A 15,878-nucleotide genomic window follows, 5' to 3' on the forward strand; every position below is an offset into this window, starting at 1 on the left:
CCCGGTAATTCCGCCCGCATTCCCGCGCCCAGCGACGGCTCACGGTCCCAGCCGTCGCCCACCACGGTAAAACCGCACGCATTCCAGTCGTGAGCGACGGCTCACGGTCCCGGCCGTCGCCCACCACGGTAAAACCGCACGCATTCCAGTCGTGAGCGACGGCTCGCGGTCCCGGCCGGGCTGGCTATCGCGCGACCGGCGTGGGCTCCGGCTGCCTGGTGGTGGCGCTGCCGGCCAGGTGGGTGATCAGGCGGTCGCCTTCGATGTCCAGGTCCGGGAGCAGCCGGGCGAGCGGGCCGGGCAGGTTCCAGGCCCGGTCACCGAAGGTGGCCATCAGCGCGGGGATCAGGGTGAGCCGGATCAGGAAGGCGTCGATCAGGATGCCGGCGGCGAGCGCCAGCCCGAACTGCTTGATCATCGGGTCGGCGTTGAAGATGAAGCCCGCGAAGACCGCTGTCATGATCACGGCGGCGGCGACGACCACCCGGCCGGCCTGGCCGAAGCCGTGGACGACCGCGTCGTTGCCGTGCCGGCCGTGGACGCGGGCCTCGCGCATCGAGGAGACCAGGAAGACCTGGTAGTCCATGGCGAGTCCGTAGAGGACGCCGGTGACGATGATCGGCAGCAGGCTGAGCACCGGGGTGGTGGCGTCCATGCCGAGCAGATTCTGCAGCCAGCCCCACTGGAAGACGGCTGTGGTGACGCCGAAGGTCGCGGCGATGCTGAGCAGGAAGCCGGCGGTGGCGCTGAGCGGGACCAGGATCGAACGGAAGACCAGCAGGAGTACGAGCAGCGACAGCAGCAGGACGACGCCGAGGTAGACGGGCAGCACGTCGGCGAGGCGCTCGGAGACGTCGATGGCCAGGGCGGCGAACCCGGTGACGCCGACCGCGAGGTCCCAGTCGGCCTGGTAGGAGCCGGTGTGGTCGCGGATGGCACGGACCAGGTCGGCGGTGCGTTCGTCGTTGGGTCCGGTCTCCGGGACGACCGACAGCACGGCGGTGCCGCCGTCGGCGCTGAGCCCGGCGAGGCCGACGCCGTCGAGGCTGCTGAGGTCGCGGTGCAGGCCGGTGAGGTCGCTGATGTCGATGGGCCCGTCGTCGGCGGAGGCCGAGATGATCAGTGGGCCGTTGTAGCCGGCGCCGAAGCTGTCGTCGACGATCTCGTAGCTGGTGCGCTGGGGTGTGCCGGTGTCGTACGCCTCGCCGGACGGCAGTCCGAGCCGCATGTGCAGGGCCGGGACGGCCAGGGCCAGGGCGAGCAGGGCGGCGGCCGGGGCGATCAGATGACGACGGCGGACCAGCAGGCCGGCCCAGCGGGTGGCGAGTCGGTGGGTGCCGTGGTCACGGGTCGCGCCGCGGCGGGGGCGTGGGGAGCCGGCGAGGCCGAGCAGGGCGGGCAGCAGGGTCAGGGAGGCGGCGACGACCAGGATCACGGTGGCCGCGGCGACCAGCGCCATCACGGTCAGCAGCTCGATCCCGATGACGGTCAGGGCGGCCAGCGCGATGACGACGGTGGCGCCGGCGAACAGGACGGCGTTGCCGGCGGTGCCGGTGGCGCGGCCGGTCGCCTCGTGGGCGCTGAGCCCCTGGTCGAGGATCAGGCGGCGCTGGCGGTTGACGATGAACAGCGCGTAGTCGATGCCGACGGCGAGCCCGATCATCAGGGCCAGCACCACGGTGAGCGAGTGGATCTGCAGCACGTGCGAGAGCGCGAGAGCGCCGCCGACACCGGTCGCCACCCCGGCGAAGGCGGACACCAGCGGCAGGCCGGCGGCGATCACCGAGCCCAGGGTCACGACCAGCACCGCGGCGGCGATCAGCACGCCGATGATCTCACCGGCGCCGACCACCTCGGGCAGCTCGATCATCGCCGACGACGGGTAGACACCGAGGCCGCTGCCGCTGACCGCGCTGGTCGCCGCGTCGACGATCCGCTCGATGGCGCCGGCGGGCAGTTCGAAGGTCTGCCTGTCGAACTGGAAGGTGATCAGGGCAGCGGCGCGGTCGCCGGAGAGCAGGACGCCGGGCACCGGGGTGCCACCGGAGATCAGCGGGAGCGGGCGGCCGGCGGCCGGGGCCGGCGTGGCCTGGGCGATGGCCGTGGCCGCTTCGATCAGGGTGTCGCCGGCTGCCGCCGTTGCGGTGCGCGCGTCGATGACGTGTTCGCTGCGGTAGATCGCGTCGACCGCGGCGAGCAGGGCCCGCTGGTTGGCCGGGTCGTCGACGTGGGCGCCGGCCGGGGCGCGCAGCGCGATGATGCCCTGGCCGCCGGAGGCTTCCGGGAGCCGATCGGCGAGGTCGTCGATGACCTGCTGGGCGGGTGTTCCGTCGATCCGGATCTCGTTCTTGAGGTGCATCGGGAACGCCGCCAGCGAACCGCCGATGGCGGCGAGCAACAGCAGCCAGGCGGTGAGCAGGCGCCACGGATGGGCGTAGGCGCTCTTTCCGATGCGGTACAGCAGCGTCGACACGGGAACCCCTAAGTGATAGTCAACTCTCAAAACGAGAGGATGCTATCGTTTAGGCGTGATCGTCAAGCGCGGTGAGAAGAGCCACACGGCGATGAGATCCGACGCCTTCGCCAACGTCTCGCGGATCGTGGCGGCCGCCCGGCAGGTCTTCGCGACCGGAGACGGCGACTCCCTCAACCACATCGCCAAGGTCGCCGGCGTCGGGATCGCCACCCTCTACCGGCACTTCCCCAACCGGGAGTCGCTGGCCCGCGCCGCCTACGACGACATCTTCACCACCGAGGTGGAGCCGCTGATCGCCGAGTTCGCCCGGACCGACGCCCCCCGCGACGCGCTGCTCAACGTCGCCGAGCGGCTGTACGAGATCATTCTGCGCGAGAAAGGCCTGGTCGCGTCGCTGGGCAACGTCACCGAGGAGACCACCGCGCTGCTCGCCGGTTGCGCCGAGACCCTCACCCCGCTGCTGCGCAAGGCACAGGAGGCCGGAAACGTCCGTGCCGATCTGGACCCCGAGGACCTGCCCTACCTGATCGCCATGATCGTGGCAGCGCTCAGCGCCGTCGCAGTGGACGGCGATCGGCGGCGCCGATATCTCGGCTTCCTGCTCGACGCGCTGAAACCACCGGTGCACTGACCGACACGCGGCCCCTGGCCAGGGAACGCGTCGTCTGGCGTACCGCAGAATCGGTCTCTGACTTTCGTTGACGTGCGGGGTGCTCTCGTTCGAACGATGGCCTGACGATTTGGACGCCGGAATTCGGAAGGCTTCGAGTCCTCCCCACAACGACGGAGGAATCGGAATGCGCAAGGTCGTCATCGTCATCGCGGTCGTTCTCGTGGTCCTGTGCGGTGGTCTCGGATGGGTCGCCTACCAGTGGATCGACGCCGGCCTGGACCTGAGCAAGGCCAGCATCACCCGCGCCCAGTTCGACGCGCAGAAGGAGGGAACGGCGCAGAGTCAGGTGCTGGCCGCCCTGCCCGCGCCGCTGAAAGACCTCGAAGAGAGCGATCTGCGCACCGGCGCCCCGGCCGGCGCGTCGTGTGTCTACTACGGCATCAGCCCGATCACCGGCGAGGGCCCGGATCTGTGGCGCTTCTGCTTCGTCGACGGCAAACTCGCCGAGAAGAGCGCCGTCACCATCCCGGCGCAGCCGTGACCCCGCTCATGGTCGCCGGGCTGGTGCTCGGCGCGGCCGGCCTGGTGATGCTGATCGCCGGGCAGTACCTGGGCCGCCGGGCGGTGACCGCGCCGGACCCGGAGGCGCTGCGAGCGGAGGTCAGGGACACTCTGGGTCGCGACGGCTGGGCGGCATCGGTCAGGATCTACCGCGAGCGGACCGGTGCGGGTCTGCTCGAAGCCCACGACGCTGTCCGGCGGATCACCCGCGACAGCCACTGAGGAGAATCCGTGATCATCGCTCGTTGGCGTGAGCGGATCGCCGCCGCCGGCGCCTGGCGCCTGGTCTACGAGGCCGGCCTGCTGATCCTGGTGACGGCGGGCGCCACGGTGGGCGCCGTGGCGGCGGACCTCTATCCGCTCGCGCCGTGGCTCGTCGGGTTCACCACCCCGGTGCTGATGGTGCTGCGGCTGATCAACCCGCTCGGCGCGTACGTCGTGGCGGCGCTGGTCGGCCTCGGCGCCGGCGGGCTGGGCGTCGTGCCGATGGTGGTGCTCAGCGCGTCGCTGAGCTACCGCGCCGCCCGGGTCTGGCAGGTGGTGGCCGGATTGGCCGCCGGCTGGGTGTGCTTCGTGCTGTCGGTGCTGTGGGAGACGCCGCTGACGCTGGAGTGGGCGGTGCTGGTCTCGTCCATGTATGCCCTGCTGGCCTGCGCACCGGCCGGCGTGGCCCGGCTGGTGCGCCGGCGACGGACCCTGCTCGCCGCGATGCACCACCGCAACGTGCAACTGCACAGCGGGCAGGCCGAGATCGCCCGGCAGGCGCAGATCCGCGAACGCGCCCGCATCGCCCGCGACCTGCACGACTCGCTGGGCAACCGGCTGACCCTGATCTCGCTCTACGCCGGGATGACGCAGACCGAGGAGGCCCTGCTCATCCGGCAGGCGTCCGCGGCGGCGCTGACCGAGTTGCGGCAGATCCTCGGCCTGCTCGGCCAGGACGGCGCCCAGTCGTCGGTGCGGCCACTGTCCGGCCTGGACGAACTGGTCGAGCAGGCCCGGGCCTCCGGAGCGCATGTCGAGTTCGAGCGGGCGGGCGAGCCGCGACCGCTGACGACCATGACCGAGCACGCCGCCTACCGCGTCGTTCAGGAAGGCCTCACCAACGCGCTCCGGCACGCTCACGGCGGCACCATCAAGATCCTTCTACGGTACGAGCCGGACGCGCTGATCGCCGCGGTCACCAACACGCCCGGCCGCCGTACCGAACAGGTCACCTCCGGGCAGGGCCTGCTCGGGCTGGCCGAACGTGTCCGGGTCGCCAACGGTGTGCTGTTCCACGGGCCCACCCCCGACGGCGGGTTCCGGCTGGCGGCGACCCTCGCCTACACCGCTGACGAACCCTCGTCACCGCCGGCGGTCGCCGCCACCGGGCCGGACTTCGCGTCCCTGGTCGAGCGGCAGGGCCGCCGGTCGCGGATCGTCCTGGTGACCACGGCCGTGTCCATCGCCGGGTTCCTGGTGCTGTGCGGGTCCGGCATCTGGCTGACGACCGCCATGGTGTCGGTCGACCAGGAGACGTACGACGCGATCCGGATCGGTCAGCCGGAACCCGACGTACGCGCGATGCTGCCCGAGCCCGACGACACCCTGGACGCTCCCGCCGGCTGTGCGGACTACCCGGCGGCACTGCTCGACCAGCTCCGCACCGACGCCGGTGAGATGATCTACCGGTTCTGCTTCCGGGACGGGGTGCTGGTGGACAAGCAGAAGCGGGAGGAGACGCCGTGACCGGGGCGCTGCGGGTGACACTGGCCGACGACGACTCGCTGATCCGCACCGCGATCGACGCGATCCTGCGGCCGGTCGACGGCATCGAGCTGGTCGCCCAGGCCGCCGACGGCCGGTCCGCCGTCGACATCGTCGTGCGGCACCGGCCGGACGTGGCGCTGCTGGACATCCAGATGCCGGTCATGGACGGCCTGGCCGCGTTGCGGGAGATCCGCCGCCTGGCGCCCGCGGTACGGGTGGTCGTGCTGACCACGTTCGGACAGGACGAGTACGTCGCGCAGGCGCTGACCGACGGCGCGGCCGGGTTCCTGCTGAAGGAGTCGGCCGCCGAGGAACTGGCGTTCGCGATCCGTGCCGCGGCGGCCGGGAACGCGTACCTGTCCCCGAGGATCACACGTCAGGTGCTGGATCGGATGCCGGCTTCACCCGTACGACCGGATCGGGATCTTGATCTGGTCAAGGGTTTGAGCGGCCGGGAGCGGGAGGTGCTGATTCTGCTGGCGCAGGGGTTGTCCAACGCCGAGATCGGCCAGCAGCTGTTCGTCTCCGAAGGCACCGTCAAGACTCACGTCTACCGCCTTTTCACCAAGCTGAGCTGCGAGAACCGGGTCCAGGCGGCGATGGTCGCCCAGCGCGCCGGCCTGCTCGGCAACTGACGCCGCCCAGCTGCAGCCTGACCTGGATCAGCGGGCTGACGTCGCGTTTTCAGCGCGACGTCAGCGCCGTCTCAACGCTCCCAGCCACGATTTCGTCGATCTGCCGCAGCGAGGCAGGTCGATGGAACCGAAAGGACGGGGCGCGTGAAGATCCCAGCAACATCAACCGGCCGGCCATGGAGCCGCACGCTGGTCGTAGCCGCGGTGGCCGCGGTGTCGGCCCTGGCGCCGGCGACGTCGGCGGTGGCGGCGCCGGCCGACCCGGCGCCGTTGATCACGGCATCCGGCGAACCGGTCGCCGCCGGCAGCTACATCGTCGTGCTGCGACAGTCCGCCGACAGCTCCAAGGCGGTGGCCCGCTCCCGCACCAGCGGAGTGCAGGTTCACCGCGAGTACAAGCACGCTCTGCACGGCTACTCGGCGACTCTCACCGCCGGCCAGCTCGCCGCCGTACGCCAGGATCCGGCCGTGGCCTATGTGGCGGCCGACCAGCTCGTCAGCCTGGACGGGGTGCAGACCTCGGCGACCTGGGGACTGGACCGCGTGGATCAGCGCGGCGGCACCCTGAACGGCGTCTACGCCAGCAGGGCGACCGGCGCCGGCGTGACCGCCTACGTGATCGACAGCGGCATCCGCGCCGGCCACTCCCAGTTCACCGGCCGGGTCGCCGCAGGTGTGGACTTCGTCGGCGACGGCCGCGGCACCGAGGACTGCCGGGGCCACGGAACCCATGTGGCCGGCACCATCGGCGGCTCGGTGCACGGCGTCGCCAAGGCCGTCACCCTGGTCCCGGTCCGGGTCTTCGGATGCAGCGGCAGCACCCCGACCTCGACGATCATCGCGGCCGTCGACTGGGTGACCGGCCGCCACACCGGCCCGTCGGTGGCCAACATGAGCCTGGGCGGCGGCGCCAACCAGGCGCTGGACGACGCGGTCACCCGCTCGATCAACTCCGGGGTGACGTACGCCGTCTCGGCCGGCAACGCGGCCTCGGACGCCTGCGGCCAGAGTCCGGCCCGCACGCCGGCCGCCATCACGGTGGCCGCCAGCACCCGCTCGGACAGCCGCGACACCGGTTACTCCAACTTCGGAACCTGCGTGACCCTGTTCGCGCCGGGAACCGGCATCACCTCGGCCTGGTTCACCTCCGACACCGCGACCGCGACGATCGACGGCACGTCGATGGCCGCGCCGCACGTCACCGGCGCCGCGGCCCTGTTCCTGGAGGGCCGCCCGACGGCGTCGCCGGCGACGATCAAGTCGCTGATCATCAACACGGCCACGACCGGCGTCCTGAGCCAGATCGGCACGGGCTCACCCAACCGGCTGCTGTTCGCCGGCGCGGCCAACGGGGCGTCGCCGGTGCTCGCCGGCGGCGACCTGGACGCCGACGGCCGCACCGACCTGGCCCTGACCGGCGGCGCCGGCTGGAACACCATGCCGGCCGCGTTCTCCGTCGGCGACGGCACGTTCCGCGTCACCAACACCGGCGTCGGCGACTTCGCGGGCTGGGCCGGAGTTCCGGGCGTCCGGCTCAACACCGGAGACTTCAACGGCGACGGGCGTACGGACGTCGCGCTCACGCCGGGCCCGAACACCCCGTGGTGGTTCACTCAGCCGGTGGCGTTCTCCAACGGCGACGGCACGTTCCGGATCACCAACACGCCGCTGAACAACTTCGCCGCCTGGGCGCAGGAGTCCGGGGCGACTCCGGTCGCCGGTGACTTCAACAACGACGGCCGGACCGACCTGGCCCTGACCGGCGGCGCCGGCTGGACGACGGTTCCGATGGCGTTCTCCAACGGCGACGGCACCTTCCGGATCACCAACACGGCGGTGAGCGGCTTCCCCACGTGGGCTCAGGAGCCCGGTGCGTCCTCCTTCGCCGGAGACTTCAACAAGGACGGCCGTACCGACCTGGCCCTGACCGGCGGCGCGGGCTGGAACACCGTGCCGGTGGCGTTCGCCAACGGCGACGGCACCTTCCGGGTCACCAACACCGGAGTCGGCGACTTCGGCGGCTGGGCTCAGGCGCCTGGCGTCCGGCTCAACACCGGAGACTTCAACGGCGATGGGCGTACGGACGTCGCGCTCACGCCCGGCCCGAACACCCCGTGGTGGTACACCCAGCCGGTGGCGTTCGCCAACGGCGACGGCACGTTCCGGATCACCAACACGCCATTGAACGACTTCGCCGGCTGGTCGCAGGCCGCCGGCGCGCGGACGGTCGCCGGTGACTTCAACAGCGACGGCCGTACCGACCTGGCCCTGACCGGCGGCGCCGGCTGGAACACCGTGCCGGTGGCGTTCTCCAACGGCGACGGCACCTTCCGGGTCACCAACGGCGGCGTCGGCGACTTCGCGGGCTGGGCCCAGGTCCCCGGGGCCACCGTGGTGACCGGCGACTACAACCGCGACGGCCGTACCGACATCGCCTTGACCCCCGGCCCGAACTCCCCGTGGTGGTACACGCAGCCGGTGGCGTTCGCCAACGGCGACGGCACGTTCGGCATCAGCAACACCCCGCTGAACGACTTCGCCGGCTGGTCGCAGGCGTCCGGCGCGACAGTGGTCGGCCGGCGGGCGGCCGGCTGACCCGCTCCCGACCGCTCCGGGGAGACCGCACCAGCGGTCTCCCCGGAGTCTCGTTCCACGGGGCCGGCCTCGGTCACGGCACCAGGATGATCGGGTGCCGGCGGCACGGGCCGCGTCGCCTCCTGCGGGGCCTGCGGAGTAGCGGGCTCCTAGTTCGCGTCGTCGGCGAGGAGCCGCCCCAGGAAACGTTCCGGGTTCGCCAGGAACGCTCTGGTCAGCACCACCGCGTCAGCCTGGTCGTAGTCGATCCGGGAGATGTCGCCGGCCGCCCCGATCTCGAAGATGGTGGCGTCCGGCGCGGCCAACAGGATCGGTGAGTGCGTGGCGATGATGAACTGGCTGCCCTGCACGACCAGCTCACCGATCCGCATCAGCAGGGCCAGGCACCCCTGCACCGACAGCGCCGCCTCCGGCTCGTCGAGCAGGTAGAGCCCGCCCGGACCGAACCGGTGGGTGGCGAGATCCAGAAACGACTCCCCGTGGGAACGCTCGTGCAGCGAGGTCCCGCCGTATCCGTCGGTCACACCGAGATTGTCGATCTCGGTGGCGACGTTGTAGAACGTCTCGGCGCGCAGGAAGTAGCCCGTCCGCGGGCGCCGGCCGGGCACCCGGGACAGCACCAGGTGGTCCCCCAGGCTGGACTCGCTGGCCCGGGTCGCGAAGTTGAACGAGGTGCTGCCACCCTCGGGGTTGAAGCCCGCCGCCACCGCGACGGCCTCCACCAGGGTCGACTTGCCCGTCCCGTTGTCACCGGCCAGGAAGGTGACCGGGGTGGTCAGGCGCAGCTCTCCGCTCTCCCGCAGCGCACGAACCGCCGGCAGATCGAACGGGTAGGGACCCGGCGGCGTCCGGTTCAGCATGATGCCCTTGATGAACACCCTGGAAGCCTCGCATGCCGGCACCCGGCGGCGAGGCGGCGTCGCACGGTGCTGCCGCCGATCTTCGGTGTCGGGTTCGAGATTGACACCTGTCTACGGCCGGATTTAGCTTTCCGTGCTCGTGTCGTGGAGTCGGGATCACAGGGCCGCAACGGGGGACACACATGCGCACACGTATTCCGGGACGCGTCGTCCGTACCGCTGGATTGCGGGTCTTGTCGGTTGTCCTTGCCGTCCTCGTGGTGGCCGGTGGCAGTCAGGCCGCGCCCGATGTGGCCGTGGCCGGTGTGCTCGCCGCTGCGGCCGGCTCCCCCGCCGGGCCTCCGGTGGTGCTGCCGGCGATCGACTGCGCGGCCCTCGCCGGGCAGGACCTGTCCGGAACGGCCGGCGCTCCGGCGGTCATCGGGTCCGCGGCCGAGACGACCTCGCCGAGCGGCTGGCCCGCCTGCGAGGTGAAGGGCACGGTGGCGCCGCAGATCCAGTTCGACGTGCTCCTGCCCACCGGGACATGGCGGCAGCGGTATCTGCAGACCGGGTGCGGGGCGTTCTGCGGCAGTGTCGACTTCTTCGCCGACGCGGCGGACGGATGCGTGCCGCTGGACCGCGGCGACTTCGCGGTGGCCACCAACAACCAGGGACATGTCGGCGTCACCGGTTTCGACGCCGTCTTCGGTACGGATCCGCAGTTGCGAGCCGACTTCGGCTACCGGGCCGACCACCTGGTCGCACTCGTCGCCAAGCGGCTCATCACCCTCTACTACGGGCAGGGGCCGCGCTGGTCCTACTTCGACGGCTGCTCGCAGGGCGGCCACCAGGGGCTGACCGAGGCGCAGCGCTACCCGCACGACTTCGACGGCATCATCGCCGGCGCCCCGGCGTCGCTGTTCACGTCGCTCATCGTGTGGTCGACGGGCTGGCACGCCACGGCGAACACCGACGCGCAGGGCCGACCCATCCTGACCGCTGCCAAGCTTCCCGCGCTGCACGCCGCCGTCCTGCGCGAGTGCGACGCACGCGACGGCCTGGCCGACGGGCAGATCGACGACCCGCGGGCGTGCGCGTTCGATCCGGGCAGCCTGCGCTGCCCGGTGAGAACCGACGGCGACGGCTGTCTCACCGACGCGCAGGTCGACGCCGCCCGCAAGCTGTACGACGGGCCGCGCGACGAGCGGGGCCGGCTGATGTATCCGGGCGGTGAGCCGGTGGGCTCGGAGGCCAACTGGGCCCGCTGGGTCACCCCGACCGCCGCCGGCGCCCCGGCCATGGCCGAACGCAACACGACGAACGCGTTGAAGTACCTCGTCCACGCCACTCCCCGGCCGTCGATGACGCTGCGCGACCTGCACTACGACTCGGCGACGTTCCGTGAGATCAGCCGGCAGGCCGGCATCTACGACGCGAGCAACCCGGACCTGACGGCCTTCCGTGCCGCGGGTGGCAGGCTCGTGCTCTGGCACGGCTGGGCGGATCCGGCGATCTCGCCGTACGGCACGATCGCCTACTACCACGCTCTCACCGAGCGCATGGGCGGGACGGACGCCACCCAGCGGTTCGCGCGCCTGTTCATGCTGCCGGGTGTCGGCCACTGCGGTGGCGGTCAGGGGCCGGACGCGTTCGACGCGCTCACCCCCACCATCGACTGGGTCGAGAACGGCGTGGCGCCGGTCCGGCTCGTCACCTCGATGCGGCAGGACGAGGCCGTCGTACGGACCAGGCCGGTCTACCCCTATCCGGCCGTCGCGCGGTACGACGGAAGCGGCAGCACCGACGACGCGGCGAACTTCGCTCCGGCGCCGCCGCCCACCCGGTACCGGGACGACATCGCGTGGCTCGGGTCGTTCCGCTCCGGCTACGAGCAGACGTGCGGCTGGCAGAACGGCCGCTGGACCTGCACCGCACCGAGGCGGTAGCCATTTCGCCGATCTTGACCGCTTCACCACCGGAAGCGACTTCTGCACAGCCGCCTCAGCCTGGGAAGGACGGCCCTCAGGCGGATGATCTCTCCTCGCCCGCGACGCCTCCCCGCGGCTGATCGTCCGCGGCTCGTCGCTCGCGGATCTTGCACGGTTCTCCACCCTCGTGCCGATCTTGCAGGCCTTTCCGCGTCCCGACGGGAAGAAAGCTGCAAGGTCTCCCCCGCGTTGCAGACCTTGCACGACAAACCGTTCCCAGACGTGAAGAACCGTGCAAGATCGCCGCGAAGGTGGAGAACCGTGCAAGATCTGCGAGGCCGACCGGGGACGAATCCGCTGCGAGCACGACATTCCGGCCCGGTGTCCCGGTCGCCTGCGTGACCGGTGCGAGAGTCTGTAGGCCGGGCGCGACATCATCGCACGGCAGAGGGATTTGACCGCGGATACCGCGAAGCTTCGAAACGGTGGTGCAGCGGTCAAGGTCGGGCGGCGGAAAGGCCCCAGCGCCTCCGGACGTCGGCGAGGGTGGGCATGGCGGCCGCACCACCGTGATGTTCGCAGACGTGGCCGGCCACGTGCAGCGCGAAGTGGACGTCGTCGCGCCAGCGGGCGATGCCGCCGGGTCGTCCGTCGGCCAGCAGCCGGGAGATCAGTGCGGCCATCACCGAGTCGCCGGCGCCTGTGGTGTCGACGGCGGCCACGGCGGGTGCTGCGATCGCCGTGGCCTCGTCGCAGGCGTCGAGCCATGCGCCACGGGAACCGAGCGTGACGACCACGGCAGCGGCGCCGATGGCCCGCAGGCGGGTCGCCGCCTCCTCGGCGCCGGCGCCGTCGTAGAGTGCCGCCGCGTCGGCCTCACTGAGTTTGACCAGGTCGGCCGTGGCCGCGAAGTCCTCGATGAGCTCGCGCAGGTGTCCGACGGCGGCCCGGTCCGGCAGCAGCGCCGGGCGGACGTTGGGGTCGAGCACCCGCAGCGGCCCGGGCTGCGCCCAGGCCTTGCGGGCGGCGTCGGCGATCGGCTCGGCGAGCAGGCTGATCGATCCGGTGTAGAGGACTGCGGCTCCGGCGAGCATGGCCGGGTCCAGGTCCGCGGTCCGGAGTTGGGCGTACGAGGGGGGCGCGCCGTAGAACCGGAACTGCGGTTCGGGGCCGGCGAAGGTGGTGAGGGCGAGTGTGGTCGGGGCCGGCGCTCGCCGTACACCTTGGATGTCGACGTCGTTGTCGGTGAGGAACGCGGCGATCCGGTCTCCCCACAGGTCGTCACTGAGCGCACCGACGAAGTGGGCGGCACCGCCGAGGCGGCGCACACCGACCGCCACGTTGAGCGGTGCGCCGCCGATGGCGCTGCGGTAGATCGGGCCGGTGTCGGTCGGGGTTTCCAGAAGGTCGACCAGGGCTTCACCCAGGATCGCCGCGTATCGCATGGTGTTCCTCGTCTACTGGACCGGCGGGGCCGGGGCCGCGCCGGTCATGATGGCTACCGCTTCGGACATCGAGTGTGTCTCCGGGGTGATCACCGCGACCCGGCGTCCGAGACGCTGGATGTGGATGCGGTCGGCGACCTCGAAGACGTGTGGCATGTTGTGGCTGATCAGGATGACCGGCAGCCCTCGATCGCGGACCTCGCGGATGAGTTGCAGCACCCGGTTGCCCTCCTTGACCCCGAGCGCTGCGGTGGGCTCGTCGAGGATGATCACTTTGCTGCCGAAGGCGGCCGACCGGGCGACCGCGACGGCTTGGCGCTGGCCGCCGGAGAGCGACTCGACGGCCTGTCCGATGTTCTGGAGGGTGGCGACGCCGAGTTCGCTCATGTGCCGGCTGGCTTCGGCACGCATGTGTTTGTGGTCGAGCATCCGGAAGACGGAGCCGAGGATGCCGGGCCGCCGTTTCTCCCGGCCCAGGAACAGGTTGTCGGCGATGTCGAGGCCGGGGGCGACCGCGAGGGTCTGGTAGACGGTTTCGATGCCGGCGGCGCGGGCGTCCATCGGGTTGCGGAAGTTGACCCGCTCACCGTCGAGGTAGATCTCGCCCTGGTCCGGGACCAGCGCGCCGGACAGCGCCTTGATCAGGCTGGACTTGCCGGCCCCGTTGTCGCCGATGACGGCCAGGATCTCCCCCGCGTGGAGCTCGAGGTCGCTGCCGTCGATGGCGACCACCCGGCCGTACCGCTTGGTCAGGCCTTTGGCCTGGAGCACCGGGGTGCTGACGCCGGTCATGCCTTCACCTTTCTGATCCACTGGTCGAGGGAGACCGCGACCAGCACGAGCAGGCCGATCGCGAAGCCCTGCCAGACCACCTCAACGCCGGCCAGTTGCAGGCCGTTGCGGAACACGCCGACGATGAGCGCGCCGATCAGGGTGCCGATCACCCCGCCGCGGCCGCCGAAGAGGCTGGCGCCGCCGAGGACCACCGCGGTGATCGAGTCCAGGTTGTAGTCGGTGCCGACGTTGGGGCTGGCCGAGGCGAGACGGCCGATGAGGATCCAGGCGCCGACGGCGTACAGGGCGCCGGCGACGGTGTAGACCGACAGCAGCACCCGGCTGGTGCGGATGCCGGCGAGGCGGGCCGCTTCGCCGTCGTCGCCGGTGGCGTAGACGTGCTTGCCCCAGGCCGTCATACGCAGGGCGTACAGCAGCACGGCGAACAGCAGCAGCATGATGATCGAGCCGTAGGTGAGCCGGAACCCGCCGAACGGGATTGTGGTTCCGGTCCAGGTCATCAGGGCGGGCATGTCGGAGCCGCGGACCGTCTCGCTCTTGCTGACCACCGAGTTGAGCGAGAAGAAGATGGTCAGGGTGCCGAGCGTGACGATGAACGGGGGCAGCTTGATCCGGGTGACGAGGAAACCGTTCAGGGCGCCCATCGCGGTGCCCAGGACCAGGCCGATGACCAGGGCTAACGCGCCGGGGAGGCCGGCTTTGGTGGCGAAGTAGGCCATCAGGATGGAGGAGAAGACGGCGATCGCGCCGACCGACAGGTCGATGCCGGCGGTCAGGATCACCAGGGTCTGACCGAGGGCGAGGACCGCGATCACGGTGACCTGCGCCAGGACCAGCGACAGGTTGGGGGCGGAGAAGAATCGTGGGCTCATGGCGCTGAACGCGGCGATCGCCACGATCAGGACGGCGAACGGCCCGAGAGTCGGGTTGGCATGCAGCAGATGCTGTAGCCGCAGACCCCAGGAGTCGGTGCCGGTCACCTCGAAGTCGGGTGTGGAGTCGGATTCGGCGAGGGTGGGTGACGGGGTGGCCAAGATCGGCGCTCCTCAGGCGAGGGGGTGAGGATGGGTCGGTGGGGCGCCGGTCAGCCCCAGCAGTTGTCCTTGCCCCAGGTGGAGTCCTTGCCGTCGACGCCGCTCTGCGCCTGGTCGGTGATGAGCTGGACGCCGGTGTCGGTGAAGGTCTTGCCCTCGGTGGCGGCGGGTTTGGTGCCGTCCTTGGCGAACTTGGCGATCGACTCGACGCCGAGGGACGCCATCTTCAGCGGGAACTGCATGGAGGTGGCGCCGATGACGCCGGCTTCGACGTTGGCGACGCCGGGGCAGCCGCCGTCGACCGAGACGATCGTGACGTCCTTCTCCTTGCCGGCGGCTTTGACGGCCTCGTACGCGCCGGCGGCGGCGGGTTCGTTGATGGTGTAGACGAGGTTGATCGACGGATCCTTCTGGAGCAGGTTCTCCATCGCGGTACGCCCGCCGTCCTCGGCACCGTCGGTGACGTCGTGTCCGACGATCCGCGGGTCGGCCTCGTCGCCGATCTTCGTCTTGTCCTTGACGTCGATCCCGAAGCCCTCCAGGAAGCCCTGGTCGCGCTGGACGTCGACGGAGATCTGGTTCGCGTTGAGGTCCAGCATGGCGATCTTCGCCTGCTTGCCGTCGGTGGCGAACTTGGCCTTCGCCCACTGTCCGATGAGCAGACCGGCCTGGTAGTTGTCGGTGGCGAAGGTGGCGTCGACGGCGCTGGCCGGGTCGGTCGGGGTATCCAGGGCGATCACCAGCAGGCCGGCCTGACGGGCCTTGTCGATCGCCGGGACGATGGCCTTCGAGTCGTTCGGGGTGATCAGGAAGCCCTTGGCGCCGACCGAGATCAGGTTTTCGATCGCCTGCACCTGGGCCTCGTTGTCGCCGTCCTGCTTGCCGGCGAATGTCTGCAACTCGATGCCCTGCTGCTGGGCGGCCTGCTGCGCGCCCTCTTTCATCTTGACGAAGAACGGGTTGGTGTCGGTCTTGGTGATCAGGCCGACGATCGGCTTGTCGCCGGAACCGTCCGCGGCGTCGGAACCGCAAGCCGCGGACGACAGGCTCAACGCGGCCACCATTGCGATCGCCGGGAGCCGGCGGCCGGTCACGAGTACACGGGGCATCAATGCCTCCAGGAGGTATATGGGAGCGGGAGTGTGCGTCTTCGAAGTGCCGAGACAACGTTGTCTGGGAGTAGACGCCCCGGCGTGGGGGTT

At 70.8% G+C, this 15,878-nt stretch carries 13 protein-coding genes; 7 read left to right on the forward strand and 6 right to left on the reverse strand.

Translation table 11 applies throughout. The annotated features are described in order from the left end of the window. Positions 1-184: 184 nt before the first annotated feature. Positions 185-2,473 (reverse strand): MMPL family transporter, encoded by a 2,289-nt coding sequence (locus tag AB0E94_RS08170; protein ID WP_360323872.1) that lies wholly within the window; start codon positions 2,471-2,473, stop codon positions 185-187. 55 nt (positions 2,474-2,528) lie between these two features. Here AB0E94_RS08170 and AB0E94_RS08175 point away from each other — a divergent pair, with 55 nt between their 5' ends. The 6 genes from AB0E94_RS08175 (at position 2,529) to AB0E94_RS08200 (ending at position 8,632) form a co-directional block, all read left to right on the forward strand. Continuing rightward, the gene (locus AB0E94_RS08175; protein ID WP_360323874.1) at positions 2,529-3,107 is read left to right on the forward strand and encodes a TetR/AcrR family transcriptional regulator; all 579 of its coding nucleotides are present in this window, start codon (positions 2,529-2,531) and stop codon (positions 3,105-3,107) included. A 166-nt stretch (positions 3,108-3,273) separates the two neighbouring features. Continuing rightward, positions 3,274-3,630 carry a hypothetical protein gene (locus AB0E94_RS08180; RefSeq protein WP_360323876.1) on the forward strand — a complete coding sequence of 119 codons (357 nt, stop codon included), beginning with the start codon at positions 3,274-3,276 and terminating at the stop codon, positions 3,628-3,630. Then, positions 3,627-3,872, forward strand: a complete 246-nt coding sequence (locus AB0E94_RS08185; protein WP_360323878.1) for a hypothetical protein — start codon at positions 3,627-3,629, stop codon at positions 3,870-3,872. Before AB0E94_RS08180 ends, AB0E94_RS08185 begins: the two co-directional genes overlap by 4 nt. Before the next feature lie 9 nt (positions 3,873-3,881). After that, positions 3,882-5,381 carry a histidine kinase gene (locus tag AB0E94_RS08190; protein ID WP_360323880.1) on the forward strand — a complete coding sequence of 500 codons (1,500 nt, stop codon included), beginning with the start codon at positions 3,882-3,884 and terminating at the stop codon, positions 5,379-5,381. Beyond that, complete coding sequence (locus AB0E94_RS08195; RefSeq protein ID WP_360323882.1) at positions 5,378-6,037, forward strand: response regulator transcription factor; 660 nt, start codon at positions 5,378-5,380, stop codon at positions 6,035-6,037. The genes AB0E94_RS08190 and AB0E94_RS08195 overlap by 4 nt, the downstream gene beginning before the upstream one ends. A gap of 144 nt (positions 6,038-6,181) precedes the next feature. After that, entirely contained in the window at positions 6,182-8,632 is a 2,451-nt protein-coding gene (locus AB0E94_RS08200) for a S8 family serine peptidase (RefSeq protein WP_360323884.1), read from the forward strand. 149 nt (positions 8,633-8,781) lie between these two features. On the opposite strand, the gene AB0E94_RS08205 is transcribed toward AB0E94_RS08200, so the two are convergent. Then, positions 8,782-9,510: an AAA family ATPase gene (locus tag AB0E94_RS08205; RefSeq protein WP_360323886.1), complete on the reverse strand. Its 729-nt coding sequence runs from the start codon at positions 9,508-9,510 to the stop codon at positions 8,782-8,784. A 215-nt stretch (positions 9,511-9,725) separates the two neighbouring features. Here AB0E94_RS08205 and AB0E94_RS08210 point away from each other — a divergent pair, with 215 nt between their 5' ends. After that, positions 9,726-11,420 (forward strand): tannase/feruloyl esterase family alpha/beta hydrolase, encoded by a 1,695-nt coding sequence (locus AB0E94_RS08210; RefSeq protein WP_360323888.1) that lies wholly within the window; start codon positions 9,726-9,728, stop codon positions 11,418-11,420. 479 nt (positions 11,421-11,899) lie between these two features. On the opposite strand, the gene AB0E94_RS08215 is transcribed toward AB0E94_RS08210, so the two are convergent. The 4 genes from AB0E94_RS08215 to AB0E94_RS08230 are packed head-to-tail and all read right to left on the reverse strand — an operon-like array spanning position 11,900 to position 15,785. After that, a complete protein-coding gene (locus AB0E94_RS08215) occupies positions 11,900-12,847 on the reverse strand; it encodes a carbohydrate kinase (RefSeq protein WP_360323890.1) in 948 nt (315 codons plus the stop codon). Positions 12,848-12,859: 12 nt separating this feature from the next. Then, positions 12,860-13,639, reverse strand: coding sequence for an ATP-binding cassette domain-containing protein (locus tag AB0E94_RS08220; protein WP_360323892.1), 780 nt, complete (start codon positions 13,637-13,639; stop codon positions 12,860-12,862). Next, on the reverse strand, positions 13,636-14,676 hold the full coding sequence (locus AB0E94_RS08225) for an ABC transporter permease (protein WP_360323894.1): 1,041 nt from the start codon (positions 14,674-14,676) through the stop codon (positions 13,636-13,638). Before AB0E94_RS08225 ends, AB0E94_RS08220 begins: the two co-directional genes overlap by 4 nt. A 50-nt stretch (positions 14,677-14,726) precedes the next feature. Beyond that, positions 14,727-15,785: a sugar ABC transporter substrate-binding protein gene (locus AB0E94_RS08230; protein WP_360323896.1), complete on the reverse strand. Its 1,059-nt coding sequence runs from the start codon at positions 15,783-15,785 to the stop codon at positions 14,727-14,729. Positions 15,786-15,878: the final 93 nt, after the last annotated feature.

The organism is Actinoplanes sp. NPDC026670 (genome assembly GCF_040638175.1).
Classification (GTDB): domain Bacteria; phylum Actinomycetota; class Actinomycetes; order Mycobacteriales; family Micromonosporaceae; genus Actinoplanes.

What these genes read in the sequence shown, in the direction of transcription:
- AB0E94_RS08180 (WP_360323876.1), top strand. Translation starts at nt 3,274, where the DNA reads ATGCGCAAGGTCGTCATCGTCATCGCGGTCGTTCTCGTGGTCCTGTGC.
- AB0E94_RS08215 (WP_360323890.1), bottom strand. Translation starts at nt 12,847, where the DNA reads ATGCGATACGCGGCGATCCTGGGTGAAGCCCTGGTCGACCTTCTGGAA.
- AB0E94_RS08220 (WP_360323892.1), bottom strand. Translation starts at nt 13,639, where the DNA reads ATGACCGGCGTCAGCACCCCGGTGCTCCAGGCCAAAGGCCTGACCAAG.
- AB0E94_RS08230 (WP_360323896.1), bottom strand. Translation starts at nt 15,785, where the DNA reads ATGCCCCGTGTACTCGTGACCGGCCGCCGGCTCCCGGCGATCGCAATG.